Below are 16032 nucleotides of genomic sequence, written 5' to 3'. Positions count from 1 at the left end.
GTCCGGTCGTTAATCGCTGACTTTGGAGAACATCATGACCGACACGATGCAACGCTGGACGATGGACACCCTGGGGCGTGAACACCTGCGGTTGACCGTCGACGCGATCCCGCAGCCGGGGCCACACGAAATCAGAGTGAAAGTGAAAGCGGTCGCGCTCAACTACCGCGACAAACTGATGATTGAAAGCGGCATGGGGCTGACGCTGCCGCAGCCGTTCACCCCCGCCTCGGACATGGCCGGCGAGGTCGACGCTATCGGCCCCGGCGTCAGCCGTTTCCAACCCAGCGCCAGGGTCATCTCTACCTTCAGCCCCGGCTGGCTCGACGGCCGGCAAAAACCGTACGGCAATGCGCGCCAGGAGCCTTACCACACCCTCGGCGGTTTCTATCAGGGCGTGCTGGCGGAATATGTGATTTTGCATGAGGATTGGCTGGTGGCGGCGCCGGCGTCGCTGGACGACGTGCAGGCCAGCACCCTGCCGTGCGCCGGGCTAACCGCCTGGTTCGCGCTGGTGGAGCAAGGCAAGCTGCATGCCGGCGAGACGGTGCTGGTGCAAGGCACCGGCGGGGTGGCGCTGTTCGCGCTGCAGATCGCCAAAGCACACGGCGCCGAGGTATATGTGACCTCCGGCAGCGATGAAAAGCTGGCGCGTGCCCAGGCGCTGGGCGCCAGTCACGGCATCAACCGGCTGAACGGCGATTGGGTGGAAGCAATTTATGCGCTGACGCAGGATCGCGGCATCGACCATGTGATCGACACCGTCGGCGGCCCGAATCTGGGCAACTCGGTACGCGCCGTGGCGGTGGGCGGCCGCATCTCGGTGATCGGCGTGCTGGCGGGCGCCGAGATTTCCTCCCCCGCCGGCCTGCTGCTGCTGAAATCGGCGGAGATCCAGGGCATCGGCGTCGGCCACCGCCGCGCGCTGGAAGATCTGGTGCGCGCCGTGGACGCCGTCAACCTGCAGCCGGTGATCGACCAGGTCTACCGTTTCGATCAGCTGCCGCAGGCGTTGGATCACCTCGATCGCGGGCCGTTCGGCAAGATCGTCCTGACCCCGTAAACGCGGTTCAGCCCTCCAGCAGCAGCGGGTTGGCGTCGCGCAGCCGGGCGATTTCATCGCTCGGCGTCATGCCGAACAGGCGCTTGAATTCACGGCTGAACTGCGACGCGCTCTCGTAGCCGACGCGGATCGCCGCCGTGCTGGCCTTCAGGCCGTCATGCACCATCAACAGGCGCGCCTTATGCAGCCGGTACGACTTCACGTATTGCAGCGGCGAGGTGTTGGTCACCGCCTTGAAGTTGTGGTGGAACGCCGAGACGCTCATGTTGACCTCACTGGCCAACTGTTCGACGTTGAGGTTGTCGGCATATTGATTTTCTATGCGCCGCAGCGCCTTGGCGATCTGGCTGAAGTGGGTATGGCGGTTGACCAGCTCCTGCAGCGACGCGCCGCAGGTGCCGCGCAGCACGTAGTAGAGGATTTCGCGCACGATCTGCGGCCCCAGCACCCGGGCATCGAGCGGCTTGGCCATCACGTCCAGCAGGCGTTCGGTGGCACACAGCAGCTCTTCCGTCAGCTCGGCCAGGTTCACCCCGTTGCTCTCCGCCCGCGGTTGCATCAGGTAGTCGTCATCGCCGATGTCGATCAGCAAGTCCTGCAGCATTTGGGTATCGATATTGACCGCCAACCCAACCAGCGGCAGTTCCGGGCTGGCGAAGGTTTCGCACTCGAACGGCAGCGGCACCGTCATCAGCAGGTAGTTGCGCGGATCGTACTGGAACATCTTGTTGCCGCAATAGCCCACCTTGTGCCCCTGAAAGACGATCACGATCCCCGGCTCGTACATCACCGGTTGGCGCGGGCTGTGGCGATCGACATACAGGATCTTTACCCGCGGCACCGGTGACGGCGTGTAGCCGTTGCCGGTGGCGATAGCCATCGCCTGGCGCGCCATGCGGCTGCGCTGCGCATCGATTTCAATCACGGAAACACCCTCTTACAGTCAGAACGATTCGGCATAAATAATAATTTAAAACTCGCCATTTCTACAGTGACTTGTAGGAATAGGCAAGAACCAAACAGGAATGTGCATTGTGCGTTGCCGCCAGGTTCCTGACAATACGGGCCAGAAACCTTTGCGCCACTTTGGCGCCCGCCTGACAGAAAGAGAGAAATCATCCATGCAAAACTTCATTCTGCATACCCCAACCAAAATCCTGTTCGGCAAGGACCAAATTGCCGAAGTGGCCGGCCAGATCCCGGCGGACGCACGCATCCTGATCACCTACGGTGGCGGCAGCGTGAAGAAAAACGGCGTGCTGGATCAGGTGTACAGCGCGCTGGCCGGCCGCGACGTGCGGGAGTTCTCCGGCATCGAGCCGAACCCGACCTACGAAACGCTGATGAAAGCGGTCGAAGTGGTGAAGGCGGAAAACATCGATTTCCTGCTGGCGGTCGGCGGCGGTTCGGTGGTTGACGGCACCAAGTTCATCGCCGCCGCCGCGCGTTACACCGCCGACGGCGACGCCTGGCATATCCTGCAGACCGTCGGCAGCCACATCGCCGACGCGGTGCCGATGGGCTGCGTGCTGACGCTGCCGGCCACCGGTTCCGAATCCAACAGCGGCGCGGTGATCACCCGTAAAAGCAGCGGCGACAAGCAGCACTTCTTCTCGCCGCTGGTGCAGCCGCGCTTCGCCGTACTGGATCCGGTGGTGACCTACTCGCTGCCGCCGCGCCAGATCGCCAACGGCGTGGTCGACGCCTTCGTGCACACCCTGGAGCAGTATCTGACCTACCCGGTCGACGCCAAGGTGCAGGATCGCTTCGCCGAAGGCCTGCTGCTGACCCTGCTGGAAGACGGCCCGCGCGCGCTGGCCGAACCGGAAAACTATGGGGTGCGCGCCAACGTGATGTGGAGCGCCACCATGGCGCTGAACGGCCTGATCGGCGCCGGGGTGCCACAGGACTGGGCAACCCACATGCTGGGCCACGAGCTGACCGCCATGCACGATCTCGACCACGCGCAAACGCTGGCCATCGTACTGCCGGCGCTGCTGCACGAGAAGAAAGCGCAGAAGCGCGAAAAACTGCTGCAGTACGCTGACCGCGTCTGGGGCCTGCGCGAAGGCAGCGAAGACAGCCGTATCGACGGCGCCATCGCCGCCACTCGCGCCTTCTTCGAGCAGATGGGCGTACCGACCCGCATGGCGGATTATCAGCTCGACGGCAGCAGCATTCCGGCGCTGCTCGACAAGCTGCATCAGCACGGCATGACCGCCCTGGGCGAGCATCAGGACATCACCCTGGACGTCAGCCGCCGCATTTACGAAGCGGCGCGTTAATCGCAAAACGGCGATTTTTTGCTAGGCTTTAGTCTCCGCCAGCCATTTTTCGCCGCATCCGGCGCCCGGCCGATCACCGGGTGCCGTCGGGCGCCTCCGCGCGCCGCCGATCGTTTCGCACCACCCGTCTTACCGCTCATTCGCAGGGAGAGCGGGGAGAAAGTCGCCCTCCCGCCACCGCTGAAATTAGGCTGGCAAACCCGGCAACCGCCCATTTTGCCAACTAGAATTTATCTATAGCCGTTTCGGTGCCGCAGGCGCCGCAATCCGTACACAAGGAGATGCGCATGACAACGCAACAACCCATCATCAAACTCCACGATGGTAATCTGATGCCGCAGTTGGGTCTCGGCGTTTGGCAGGCGAGTATTGAAGAGACCACCCGCGCGGTGAGCAAAGCGCTGGAGATCGGTTACCGCTCCATCGACACCGCCGCGATCTACAAGAACGAGGAAGGCGTCGGCGCCGCACTGCAGTCCAGCTCGCTGCCGCGCAGCGAGCTGTTCATCACCACCAAGCTGTGGAACGACGATCAGGGCGATCCGCTGGCGGCGCTGGAAACCAGTTTGGAAAAACTCAGGCTGGACTATGTGGATCTGTACCTGATCCACTGGCCGCGCCCGCAGCAAGATCAATACGTCTCCGCCTGGCGCGAACTGATCAAACTGCGCGATCAAGGCCTGGTCAAAAGCATCGGCGTATGCAACTTCCATACGCCGCACCTGCAGCGCCTGCTGGATGAAACCAACGTGGCGCCGGTCGTCAACCAGATAGAGCTGCACCCGCTGCTGCAACAGCGCCAGCTGCGCGCCTGGAACGCCACGCACCATATCGCCACCGAATCCTGGAGCCCGCTGGCGCAGGGCGGTGAAGGGGTGTTCGACCAGCCGCTGATCAAGGCGCTGGCCGAGAAATACGAGAAAACCCCAGCGCAGATCGTGGTGCGCTGGCACCTGGACAGCGGCCTTATCGTGATCCCGAAATCGGTCACGCCGTCGCGCATCCGCGAAAACTTCGAGGTGTTTGATTTCAAACTCGATAAGGACGAACTGGGCGAGATCGCCAAGCTGGACGTCGGCAACCGCCTCGGGCCGGATCCGGATACCCTGTAACCCCTCCCCAAGCCCTCTCCCGTCGGAGGGGGCTTTCCCTTCCCGCGCATTGCTCCCTTGCGCCGCCTGACGTTATGATGACGACGCCGGAGGCCTCGCCCGCCGGTTAACGCCGTTAAAAAACAGACAAGCACGGAGCACCATGAAATTCTCTTTCTCACACGGGTTACGGCTGGGCATGCTTTGCGTCATGCTGGTGCTGGCGGGTTGCGCCGGCAAGAAACAGCGCGTCAGCTACGATCGCCACGCTTTCGATAGCGCCATTAAAGACGCCGCCAGCGAATACGGCGTGGACGCCAAGCTGATCACCGCCATGATCCAGGTGGAGTCCGGCTTCAACCCCGCGGCGGTGAGCAAATCCAACGCTATCGGCCTGATGCAGCTGAAAGCCGATACCGCCGGCTGCGATGCCTACCGCTACAAAGGCAAACGCGGCTGCCCGGACGATGACGACCTGCGGGATCCCGACACCAATATCGATCTCGGCGCCGCCTACCTGGCCACCTTGCAAAAACAGCAGCTTAAAGGGATCACGAACCCTGTTACGCTGCGCTACGCCACCATCATCGCCTACGTCAACGGCACCGGCGCGCTGCTGCGCACCTTCTCCAGCAACCGTCAGCAGGCCATCGCGATGATCAACAACCTGTCGCCGGAAGCCTTTAACTGGCACGTGCGCAAATACCACCCCGCTCCGCAGGCGCCGCGCCATTTGATGAAAGTGGAAGCCGCCTACGATAGTTTGTGATGAGCAAAAGTAAAAAGGAGAACCCCAGGGTTCTCCTTTTTGTTTGCGCACGCGGCGTGGCCGTTACGGCTTGGCTTTGCGAATCGGTTTGCGCGGCGGCCGGTTGGACGGCGTGCGCTGCCGATTGATATCGGTATGCTTGGTCAGCGCCGGCCGGGTATGGCGCTGCAGGCGTTTCGCTTCGCGCTGCTCGTCGATGCTCGGCGCCGGCACCAGACACTCGCGGCGGCTGCCGATCAGGTGCTTCAGCCCCATCTCTTCCAGCGCGGTGCGGATCAGCGCCCAGTTGGCCGGGTCGTGGTAACGCAGCAGCGCCTTATGCAGGCGACGCTGGCGATCGCCGCGTGGCACCACCACGTCTTCGCTCTTGTACCCCACCTTGCTCAGCGGGTTTTTGCCGCTGTAATACATGGTGGTGGAGTTGGCCATCGGCGAAGGATAGAAGTTCTGCACCTGATCGAGGCGGAAACGGTTCTTCTTCAGCCACAGCGCCAGGTTCACCATGTCTTCATCGCGAGTGCCCGGGTGCGACGAGATGAAGTACGGGATCAGATACTGTTCTTTGCCCGCCTGCTTCGAATAGTGATCAAACAGCTGCTTGAAGCGATCGTAGCTGCCCATGCCCGGTTTCATCATCTTCGACAGCGGCCCTTCTTCGGTGTGCTCCGGCGCGATCTTCAGGTAGCCGCCGACGTGGTGGGTCGCCAGCTCCTTGATATAACGCGGATCTTCCACCGCCAGATCGTAACGAACCCCGGAAGCAATCAGGATCTTCTTGATGCCCTCCAGCGAACGCGCACGGCGATACAGTTTGATGGTCGGCTCGTGGTTGGTGTCCATGTAGGTGCAAATCTCCGGATACACGCACGAGGCGCGGCGGCAGGTCTGCTCGGCGCGCGGGTTGGTGCAGCGCAGCATATACATGTTGGCGGTCGGGCCGCCGAGATCGGAGATCACGCCGGTAAAGCCCGGCACCTTGTCGCGGATCTCTTCGATTTCACGAACGATCGAATCTTCCGAACGGCTCTGGATGATGCGCCCTTCGTGCTCGGTGATCGAACAGAACGAGCAGCCGCCGTAGCAACCGCGCATGATGTTCACCGAGAAACGGATCATGTCATAGGCCGGAATGCGATCCTGGCCGTAGGACGGATGCGGCACGCGCTGATAAGGCAGCGCGAAAACGCTGTCCATCTCCGGCGTGGTCAGCGGGATCGCCGGCGGGTTGATCCACACGTAGCGATCGCCGTGTTTCTGCATCAGCGCGCGGGCGCAGCCCGGGTTGGTTTCATGGTGCAAAATGCGCGAGGTGTGCGCATACAGCACCTTGTCGCCCTTCACTTTCTCGAAGGACGGCAGCAGCACGTAGGTCTTCTCCCACGGCTTTGGCTTGGCGGCGCGTACGGTGACAGGCTTGGCTTCCGGCTCTTTCGGCTTGGCGCCGTCGGCGCACGGCAGATCGTCGCCGTACGGGTTCGGGATAGCTTCGATGCGGCCCGGCTTGTCGAGACGGGTGGAATCCACGCCGCTCCAGCCCGGCAGCGCTTCTTTGCGCATCACCGCGGTATTGCGAATATCGTGGATGTCGCCGATCTTCTCACCGGCGGCCAGGCGATGCGCCACTTCAACCAGCGGGCGTTCGCCGTTGCCGTAGATCAGCATGTCGGCTTTGGAATCCACCAGCACCGAGCGGCGCACGGTATCCGACCAGTAATCGTAGTGGGCGATGCGGCGCAGGCTGGCTTCGATGCCGCCCAGCACGATCGGCACGTCTTTGTAGGCTTCTTTACAACGCTGGCTGTAGACCAGGGTGGCGCGATCCGGGCGCTTGCCGCCGACGTTGCCGGCGGTGTAAGCATCGTCGTGGCGCAGTTTGCGATCGGCGGTATAGCGGTTGATCATCGAGTCCATGTTGCCGGCGGTGATGCCGAAGAACAGGTTCGGTTTCCCCAACCGCATGAAATCTTCTTTGTTGCTCCAGTCCGGCTGCGCGATGATGCCGACGCGGAAGCCCTGCGCTTCCAGCATGCGGCCGATGATCGCCATGCCGAAGCTCGGGTGATCGACATAGGCGTCGCCGCTGATGATGATCACATCGCAGCTGTCCCAGCCCAGTTGATCCATCTCTGCTCGCGACATCGGTAAAAACGGCGCGGTGCCAAAACATTCCGCCCAATAAGGCTTATAGGAAAACAGTTCACGATCGGGTTGGATCAGGCTGGTGGTGCTCATTCTGCTGCTCTTTTTACAGGTTAATTAATCGCCGGGCGGCGATTATACGCACTAGCTGCAAAAAGAGCATGGTTATTTCGCTAACCGTTCACTTCGAATTCATAAACGTCGCTGCGGCACAAGATATCGCTGAACTCCAGCGCCTCACCCTGGGCGTTGCGGCTGGTTTGGGTGATGTGCAACAGCGGCGCGCCACACGGAACGTTGAGCAGCTCGGCAACCTCGTCGCTGCAGGACACCGCCTTCAGCAGAAAGTGTTTATCTTCGGGCACGATGCCACGCGATTGCCATAAGGCATACAGCGAATGCTCCAGCTGCCCCGGTTCGGGCAGGAAGCGCGGCGGAATATAGGTGGTTTCCAGCGAGACCGGGCTGCCGTTCAGCAAGCGCAAACGCCGCAGTTTGATCACCTCATCCCCCTCCGCCAGCCCCAGCGCCGCCGCGGCCTTGGCCGGCGCGCCGACCCGGGTACGCAGCAGCCATCGGTTGCTGACGCTGCTGCCGTGGCGCAGCGCCTGAGCGGTGAAACCGCTGTCCTTATCGAGGGAATAGCCGATGCGCATCGCCACGCGGGTGCCAACGCCCTGCTGCCGCGAAATCAGCCCCTTCTCCTCCAGCAGCTTCATCGCCTTGCTGACGGTGACGCGCGATAGCCCCAGGCCTTCCGCCATCTGCCGTTCCGGCGGCAAAAACGCCTCCGCCGCCAACACCTGCTGCCTGATTGCGGTTTCTATCGCCGTCGCCAGCTGAATATAACGCGGCGCTACCGCCCCCTGCGCCAGATGGCCACGCAGCCAGGCCATAAAATCCGTCATTCGCCCGCCCTCTTACCTATGCCATTTGTCTGGATTTCGTTTTTTATCCTATCGCCGATCCGGCGATAAGCCCCTCACCTTAACTAAAATATCGCTAATGTTTTCAGAGTGGCATCACAATTTTTGCCTAATGGACTTTCATTGGATCTAGATCGCGCGTAATCTGTGCTTATTGATGTTGATACATCAATCGCACCAACACCAGGGACCCACTTTAAAAACAATAAAAAACCCGCTGCCAGCCCTAAAGGATACCCTTCATGGCCGGTAGCGGGGATATACTGTCAGCACAAACGGCCGAGAATAAGCAACGTAGCTAATGGATAGCTTGCTCACTGCTCATAGCCACATCACAGGATCCCCTTGCGGTGGGCGCAACGGATCGATGTCGGCAAATAGAAACGTTCCCGCTTCGCCAAACCCCGCTGCAGACCCACTCTTTGACTACACTCATTGGCGCCGTGCGGCCGACGTGCCTCACCCGATAAGGCGGATACCGCCCTCATTTTGACAGACCCGGCGGTCTCAGCCGCTACACACTGCGCGGAATCGGCGTCTTCACCGACAACGGAATAGCCGGCGTCAACCGCGCCAACGGAATCGATTTTCAGTCAACTGCGGCGGCCCTCGCGGCCCTGCGCTACAGGGATCATTTGCTATGACCGATATCAATCGCAATGAAGCATGGAAGGTAGAAAGCACCGGTATCGATCGGGTGCCGGACGCGGAACAGACCGGCAAGCCCATCGAGCTGTTTTGGATCTGGTCGGCGGCCAATATCGGCATTCTCGGCGTGGTGTACGGCGCCATTATCGTCGGCTTCGGCTTATCCTTCCTGCAATCGGTACTCGCCGCGCTGGTCGGCGTCGCCAGCTTCGTGCTGGTCGGCCTCACCAGCTTCGCCGGCAAGCGCGGGCGCACCTCTACACTGACGCTCTCGCGGGTGATTTTCGGCCTGAAGGGCAACGTGGCGCCCACCCTGTTCAGTTGGATCAACCTGATGGGCTGGGAAGCGGTCAATGTGATCACCGGCACCCTGACGCTGGCGGCGCTGTTCGAGGCCTTCGGGTTGGGTAGCAGCCACCTGCTGACCGCGCTCAGCCTGCTGCTGTTCGGCGGGCTCACTGTCGTCGTCAGCCTGCTGGGGCAAAATACCGTGGTCTGGATGCAAAGCTGGTTCAGCCGCATCTTCGGCACCATGACGCTGATCGTGGTGCTCTATATCCTGTTCAACACCGAGTGGAGCCAGGTGCTGGCGCTGCCTTCCGGCAGCTGGTTGACCGGCTTCCTGCCGGCGGTATCGGTGATCGCCGCCGGCACCGGCATCAGCTGGGCGATTGCCGGCGCCGATTACAGCCGCTATCAAAGCCCGAGCTCGTCGAGCAAAAGCATTTTCGCCGCGGTAATGGGCGGCGCCTGTTTGCCGCTGATGCTGCTGATGCTGGCCGGCATCCTGCTTTCCGTGCAGCTGCCCGATCTGGCCAGCGCCGCCAACCCCATCGCGCTGATAGGCTCCGTGCTGCCCGCCTGGATGGCGATCCCTTATCTGCTGGCCGCCACCGCCGGCATCGTCACCATCGCGGTGCTCAGCCTGTATTCCGCCAGCCTTAACCTGCTGACCATCGGCGTGCAGGTCAAACAGTGGCTGGCGGTGTCGATCGACGCGGTCGTAGTGCTGGGCATCGCCCTGTATGTGCTGTTCATCTCCGGCGATTTCATGGGGCCGTTCATCTCCTTCCTGGTGTTCTGCGGCGTCTTCCTGGCGGCCTGGGAGGCGATTTTCCTGCTCGATTACCTGTGCCTGCGCCGCCGCCACGGGTATGATGGCAACGCTTTGTACGGCCTGCATGGCCAGAACCGCGGCGTGCGCAAAGCCCCGCTGTTCTGCTGGTTCCTCGGCGCCCTGTGCGGCCTGCTGGTCACCAAAACCGGTTTTATCGACGGCCCGCTGGCCAAAGGCTTGTTCGCCGATTCCAGCCTGGGGCTGTTTGTGTCGTTCGCGGTGAGTCTGATCGCTTACGGTCTGTACCTGACCCAACGCAGAGAACATCAATGAGTGAGTGGGAAGCTGTAACACCTGTCCTGGTTATTGGGGGCGCGGTCGGCGATCTGGTGATGACGCTGCCGCGCCTGCCGACCAGCGGCGAAGATATCGAAGCCCAGCCGCAGGCGCGGCAAATCGGCGGCTGCGCGTTCAACGTGGCGCGCGCGCTGGTGCGCCTGGAAACGCCGGTGATTAACGGCATGCCGGTTGGCAACGGCGAATGGGGCGCGGCTGCCGAAGCCGCCATGGGCGAGCTGGGGCTGGAGGTGCTGTTGCGCCACGGCCAGATGGACAACGGCTGGTGCCTGGCGCTGGTGGAGCCGGACGGCGAACGCACCTTCATCACGGTTTCCGGCTGCGAAAGCCAATGGAATAAAGCGCAGCTGGCGACGCTGCCGCTGACGGAGCACACCCTGATCTACGCCAGCGGCTACGAGCTGGCGGGCGAAAGCGGCGAAGCGCTGCGCGAGTGGCTGACGCGCATGCCGTTCGACCAACCGCGCCTGATCGATCCCGGCCCGCGCATCGCTCAGCTCAGCGAAGATTTCTTCGCCATGCTCAGCGACAGCCACACCCTATTGACGCTCAACCGCGACGAAGTGGCCGCGCTGTGCGGCGCCGGTGACGCCGTGGAGGCCGCGCAGCGCTATGCCGCCGCCCGCAACCTGACGCTGATCTGCCGCCTGGATCGCGACGGCGCGTGGATCTGCGACGGCCGCACGCCGCCGCAGCACGTTCCCGCCTATCCGGTAGACGTCGTCGATACCATCGGAGCAGGCGATGCCCACTGCGCCGGTTTACTGGCGGGCCTGTCCGCCGGCTGGCCGCTGCCGCAGGCGGTCGATCTGGCTAACCGGGTCGCCGCCTGCGTGGTGGCCAGCCTCGGGGCCGCCAATCCGCCGGACTGGCCGCAGTTGCAACAGCGCTTCCCGCAGGCCTGACGTTTCAGGGCGCAGCCTGGCTGCGCCCTCTGCCTTACTGCGCCGCCACCGCGCTCTCCTGCGGCTGGTGGCGATAGTTGAAGCTCAACGCGAACACGATCCCCAGCACCAGCGTATACAGCGCAAACACCAGCCAGATGCTCTGCCAGTCTTTCACGCCGTCATGGCTGAAGAAGTCCACCACCTCGCCGCTGGCAAGCGCCCCCAAATAGGCGCCCAACCCGTTCACCATGGTCATGAACAGCCCCTGCGCGCTGGCGCGGATGCGGTGATCGGCCTCTTTCTCGACGAAGATGGCGCCGGAGATATTAAAGAAGTCGAACGCACAGCCGTAGACGATCATCGACAGCAGCAGCAGAACGAAACCAAAGCCGACCGGCGTGCCATACGCCAGGAACAGGAAACGCAGCGTCCAGGCCGCCATGCTGATCAGCATCACCTGCTTGATGCCGTAACGGCGCAGGAAGAAGGGAATGGTGAGGATAAAGAACACTTCGGAGATCTGCGACAGCGACAGCAGCACCGCCGGATACCGGACGCTGAGGCTGTCCTGATACAGCGGATTGAGCGACAGATCGTGCAGGAACGGGTTGCCGAAGGTATTGGTTATCTGCAGCGCCGCCCCAAGCAACATGGCGAACAGGAAAAACAGCGCCATGCGCCGCTGGCGGAACAGCACCAGCGCATCCAGCCCCAGCACGCTCACCCAGCTCTTTGACTCGGCCGCACGGTTGGTCGGGCAGCGCGGCAGCGTCAGCGAATAGGCGGACAGCAGCAGCGACGCCGCAGAAGCCAGGTACAGCTGCAGATTGCTGAGCTCGATTTGGCTAAAGCCGACCAGCCACATCGCCAGAATGAACCCCACTGTGCCGTACACCCGCACCGGCGGAAAGTCTTTCACCGTGTCAAAGCCGTGCTTCTCGAGGCAAAAATAGGAAATGGCGTTGGAGAGCGCGATGGTCGGCATATAGACCATGGCGTTGAACAGCATCACCCAGAACATCAGCATCGGTTGCTCAACCTGCGCCGCGCAGTACAGCGCCAGCGCCCCGAGCAGGTGGCAAAGCGCATACAGATAGTTGGCCTTCATCCACCGATCGGCAATGATGCCCGCCAGCCCCGGCATGATCAGCGCAGCGATGCCTTTGGCGCTGTAAACCATCCCCACCTGCATGCCGCTGAAATGCAGCGTGTTGATCATGTAGGAGCCCAGCGTCACCAGCCAGGCACCCCAGATAAAGAACTGCAGGAAAATCATGACTTTCAATCGTGTTTTTATCGCCATCGCCATCACCTTGTTATTATGCTTTCAACGATGATTGATGCGGCAGGCCCCCTGCAGCCCGCCGCCGGTTTGCTTGCGCTATTACAGCGTTTTGAACAGCTCGCGGATCAGGCGCATGAAATCGTCCGCCGCCAGCGCCGCGCAGCTGAGCGTTTGCTCATGGGAGAGCGGCGTATCCGACAGCCCTTCGGCGTAGTTGGTCATCGCGGATACCACCAGCACCTTGAGGCCGCAGTGGCGCGCCGTCAGGACTTCCGGCACGATCGACATGCCCACCACGTCACAGCCCAGGGTCTGCATCATGCGGATCTCCGCCGGCGTTTCGAAATTCGGCCCGGTGTAGGCGGCGAATACCCCTTCCGCCAGCGGAATGCCCGCACTCTCGGCCACCGCCGCCAGCTGGGCGCGCAGATCGCGATCGTAGGCGTTTGCCAGGCTAAAGAAGCGCGGCCCGAAGCGCTCGTCGTTGGCGCCGACCAGCGGCGATTCCGGCATGAAGTTGATATGATCGGTAATGGCCACCAGGCTGCCCGGCGCCACCGAGCGGCGCAGCGAACCGGCGGCGTTGGTCGCCAGCAGGAATTCGCAGCCCAGCAGTTTGAAGGTGCGCACCGCGGTGGTCATCACCTGCATGCCGCGCCCTTCATAGAAATGACCGCGCCCTTTCATGCACAATACCGGTACGCCCTCCAGCTTGCCGGCGACCAGTTGCCCAGCATGGCCGGCGACGCCGCTCACCGGAAAGCCCGGCAGCTCCGCGTAGTCGATGGTGACGGTTTCGGTCATCACCTCCGCCAGGGCGCCGAGCCCGGAGCCGAGAATCAAGGCCGCTTTCGGCTGGAAACCCGGCAGGCGTGCGCGGACGACATCGGCGCAGGTAAAAGCATCTTCTTGATTAAACATCGTATTCTCTCTTTCAGCGGGGGATAATAATCCCCATAGTAGAGAGCGAGGCTCAGCCGAGACCAATACATTCTTGGCGGCCGATTTATTCCATTTACCTATAAGTTGAGCTGCGTCACAAGGAGACGATATCCCGGATGAATCAGCCCCATGCCCTGCCCGATCCCGGCCGGATTAACTTCCGCCTGCTGCACTATTTCCGCGTAGTGGCGGAAGAGATGAACTTCACCCAGGCGGCTCGGCGGCTGAATATGTCACAGCCGCCGCTCAGCAAGCACATCAAGGAGCTGGAGAGCCAGCTCGGCGTGGTGCTGTTCAAACGCACCACCCGCTCCATGACGCTGACGCCGGCCGGCCGCACGCTGCTGCGCAACGTCGAGCGGCTGCTGGATCAGGCCGACAGCGCGCTGCATCAGGTGCAACAGATGGGGCGCGGCGAAGGCGGCCACATGGTGGTCGGCATGGTCGGCACCTCGGCCTGGGGCGGCCTGATCGCGGCGCTGCGGCGGTTCAGCAAGCAAAGCGCCGGCGTCACCTGGTCGTTGAACGAATTGACGCCCAGCCAGCAAATCGCCGCGCTGCAAAAGCGGCATATCGATATCGGGGTCTGGCGAGAAGCGCAGCAGCAGACGCTGCCGGGGTTGACCTGCCAACGGTTGGCGAGCGAAAGCATCGCCGTGGTGCTGCCGCTCGATCATCCGCTGGCGCAGCAGGAAAACATCCCGCTGGCGGCGCTGCAAAACGACAGCTTCATCGTGCTGCCACCGCATGAGGCCAGCCTGGGGCTGTATCTGCACAATCTGTGCCTGCAGCAGGGATTCTTGCCGGACGTCGCTTATCAGGTCAACGAGCCGCAAACCTTGCTGGCGCTGGTGGCGGAAGGCTGCGGCATTACGCTGCTGCCGGACAGCTATGGCCGCATTCCGTGGCCCGGCGTCCGCTTTTGCTCGCTGCAGCAGGCGCCGCCGGCGGATCTGTATGCGGTTTACCGCACCGACAGCGTCACGCCGGTGGTGCAGGCCTTTCTGGAGATGCTGCGGGCGCCGTAAGCGGCCCGCAGCGCAGATTACATCGTCGGCTGCACCATCAGCTGGCCGGCGGTGCCGCGATCGGCCATTTCCAGCGTCTGGCTGTAATACAGGAACGGGAAATGTTCGGAGGTAGGTTGGTTGAAATACACCAGCAGCTCAACGTCGCCATCGACCCAGACGGTGTCCTTCCAGCCGCGATCTTCCGCCATCGGCTGCGCGCCGTTGACGCGTTTGATCAGGAACTGCACGCCCTGAATATGGAACGACTGCGGCGTATCCGCATGAATGTTCCAGCGTTCCCAGGTGCCTTGCTGCGCCTGCACGTCGATGCGGTTCATGTCCCAAATCGCGCCGTTGATGCCAACGCCGCCGTCGCCCAAGCGGAAATCGCGGGTGCGGCTGGCGCTGCCGTCCAACAGCTGATCCGCCAGCAGGCGCATCGGCAGGTTGTCGGTCACCAGTGGCAGCAGGCCGGTCGGGCGCAGCGTCAGCACCTGGGTGGACACCAGAATGCTCGACGGCTCGAACAGGCCGCGCAGGCGATCCATAATGCCAGCCGCTTCACCGGCGGTGATGGTCACCTCGTCGCCCTTCGACATGTCGATCAGCACTTCCCGGCGTTCGCCCGGCGCCAGCGACAGCTGCTGCACCGCGACCGGCGCAGGCAGAAAGCCCTGATCGCTGGCGATCACGTTGAATGGGCGCCCGTCGCTGAGCTGCAGGGTATAGCGGCGCGCGTTGGAGGCGTTGAGCAGGCGCAAACGCACCCAGCCGCGCGACACTTCGACATACGGGTTTTGCACGCCGTTGACCAACAGCGTATCGCCGACGAAGCCGCCCTGCGACGGCGCATCGTATTGCGGCGTGCCGAAGTTATCGAAGCGCTTGTCCTGAATGATCAGCGGGAAATCGTCGACGCCGTAGTGGTTGGGCAGCGGCAGCGCTTTGCTGACGGCATCTTCCACCAGCCACAGCCCGGCCAGCCCGTTGTAAACGTGCGGCGCCATGCGGTTCGGCGTGTTGGCGTGGTACCAGCAGGTGGCTGCCGCCTGACGAATAGGCAGCACCGGCGACCAGTCGACGTTCGGCGACATCATGCGCGGCGCGCCGCCCATCAGCGTGCCCGGCACCTGCAACCCGCTGACGGTCATCGCCACCGGCTCCTGCAGGCGGTTGCTGTAGATCAGCTTGACGTCGTCGCCGCTGTAAACCCGCACCGTCGGCCCCAAATACATGCCGTTGACGCCCCACACCGCCGCTTTGCGGTTATCCATAAACGCCCAGTGGGCGCGCTGCAGGGTCAGGAACAGCGGCTGACCGCGGCGAGACTCCAGCAGCGGCGGAATGGGTAATGGGGTCTGCGTTCCGCTCGCCTCTGCCCTCAGCGGCACGGCGCTCGCGCACAGCGCCAGGCCCGATGCCTGTAAAAACTGACGTCGACTGAGTGACATATTTTCTCCATGAAAAGCAATAACTAAACCGTGTGCAAAACCCAAACGCCCGCCAATCAAGATTAGCAGGCGCTCAGGCGTTAACGGCGCTGAACGCCAATTAAAAACGTATTCTTTGAAGC

The 16032-nt window shown here is 62.4% G+C and carries 13 protein-coding genes; 7 read left to right on the top strand and 6 right to left on the bottom strand.

The window, feature by feature from the left end; all coding sequences use genetic code 11:
* Positions 1-34 precede the first annotated feature (34 nt).
* The gene (locus tag ACJ8HT_RS15670; protein WP_197653008.1) at positions 35-1063 is read left to right on the top strand and encodes a zinc-dependent alcohol dehydrogenase family protein; all 1029 of its coding nucleotides are present in this window, start codon (positions 35-37) and stop codon (positions 1061-1063) included.
* Positions 1064-1070: 7 nt separating this feature from the next.
* On the opposite strand, the gene ACJ8HT_RS15665 is transcribed toward ACJ8HT_RS15670, so the two are convergent.
* Positions 1071-1958: an AraC family transcriptional regulator gene (locus ACJ8HT_RS15665; protein WP_194243114.1), complete on the bottom strand. Its 888-nt coding sequence runs from the start codon at positions 1956-1958 to the stop codon at positions 1071-1073.
* A 226-nt stretch (positions 1959-2184) separates the two neighbouring features.
* Here ACJ8HT_RS15665 and yqhD point away from each other — a divergent pair, with 226 nt between their 5' ends.
* From yqhD to ACJ8HT_RS15650, 3 genes are all read left to right on the top strand, one after another.
* Positions 2185-3348 carry an alcohol dehydrogenase gene (gene yqhD / locus ACJ8HT_RS15660; RefSeq protein ID WP_049196195.1) on the top strand — a complete coding sequence of 388 codons (1164 nt, stop codon included), beginning with the start codon at positions 2185-2187 and terminating at the stop codon, positions 3346-3348.
* A 287-nt stretch (positions 3349-3635) separates the two neighbouring features.
* On the top strand, positions 3636-4460 hold the full coding sequence (dkgA, locus tag ACJ8HT_RS15655) for a 2,5-didehydrogluconate reductase DkgA (protein ID WP_060424784.1): 825 nt from the start codon (positions 3636-3638) through the stop codon (positions 4458-4460).
* A gap of 142 nt (positions 4461-4602) precedes the next feature.
* Positions 4603-5208, top strand: coding sequence for a transglycosylase SLT domain-containing protein (locus ACJ8HT_RS15650; RefSeq protein ID WP_141960282.1), 606 nt, complete (start codon positions 4603-4605; stop codon positions 5206-5208).
* A 63-nt stretch (positions 5209-5271) separates the two neighbouring features.
* Here ACJ8HT_RS15650 and ACJ8HT_RS15645 read toward each other — a convergent pair whose 3' ends face one another.
* Positions 5272-7440, bottom strand: a complete 2169-nt coding sequence (locus ACJ8HT_RS15645; protein WP_060424780.1) for a YgiQ family radical SAM protein — start codon at positions 7438-7440, stop codon at positions 5272-5274.
* Positions 7441-7520: 80 nt separating this feature from the next.
* Positions 7521-8255, bottom strand: a complete 735-nt coding sequence (locus tag ACJ8HT_RS15640; RefSeq protein WP_060424777.1) for a GntR family transcriptional regulator — start codon at positions 8253-8255, stop codon at positions 7521-7523.
* A gap of 658 nt (positions 8256-8913) precedes the next feature.
* Here ACJ8HT_RS15640 and ACJ8HT_RS15635 point away from each other — a divergent pair.
* Entirely contained in the window at positions 8914-10311 is a 1398-nt protein-coding gene (locus ACJ8HT_RS15635) for a purine-cytosine permease family protein (protein ID WP_025304294.1), read from the top strand.
* The gene (locus ACJ8HT_RS15630; RefSeq protein WP_197653009.1) at positions 10308-11240 is read left to right on the top strand and encodes a PfkB family carbohydrate kinase; all 933 of its coding nucleotides are present in this window, start codon (positions 10308-10310) and stop codon (positions 11238-11240) included. The genes ACJ8HT_RS15635 and ACJ8HT_RS15630 overlap by 4 nt, the downstream gene beginning before the upstream one ends.
* A gap of 34 nt (positions 11241-11274) precedes the next feature.
* On the opposite strand, the gene ACJ8HT_RS15625 is transcribed toward ACJ8HT_RS15630, so the two are convergent.
* Both ACJ8HT_RS15625 and xapA read right to left on the bottom strand, forming a co-directional pair.
* Complete coding sequence (locus ACJ8HT_RS15625) at positions 11275-12525, bottom strand: nucleoside permease (protein WP_197653010.1); 1251 nt, start codon at positions 12523-12525, stop codon at positions 11275-11277.
* A gap of 81 nt (positions 12526-12606) precedes the next feature.
* Positions 12607-13428 carry a xanthosine phosphorylase gene (gene xapA, locus ACJ8HT_RS15620; RefSeq protein WP_047729825.1) on the bottom strand — a complete coding sequence of 274 codons (822 nt, stop codon included), beginning with the start codon at positions 13426-13428 and terminating at the stop codon, positions 12607-12609.
* A 137-nt stretch (positions 13429-13565) separates the two neighbouring features.
* Between xapA and ACJ8HT_RS15615 the strand changes: the two genes are divergently transcribed.
* On the top strand, positions 13566-14477 hold the full coding sequence (locus ACJ8HT_RS15615; RefSeq protein WP_197653011.1) for a LysR family transcriptional regulator: 912 nt from the start codon (positions 13566-13568) through the stop codon (positions 14475-14477).
* Between the two features lie 17 nt (positions 14478-14494).
* Here the strand turns inward: ACJ8HT_RS15615 and ftsP are convergent, their stop codons facing one another.
* A complete protein-coding gene (gene ftsP / locus ACJ8HT_RS15610) occupies positions 14495-15910 on the bottom strand; it encodes a cell division protein FtsP (RefSeq protein WP_049198460.1) in 1416 nt (471 codons plus the stop codon).
* Between the last annotated feature and the right edge of the window lie 122 nt (positions 15911-16032).

The organism is Serratia sp. CY44782 (assembly GCF_052168715.1).
Taxonomy (GTDB): domain Bacteria; phylum Pseudomonadota; class Gammaproteobacteria; order Enterobacterales; family Enterobacteriaceae; genus Serratia; species Serratia nevei.
This window is presented reverse-complemented; position numbering and strand designations above follow the sequence as displayed.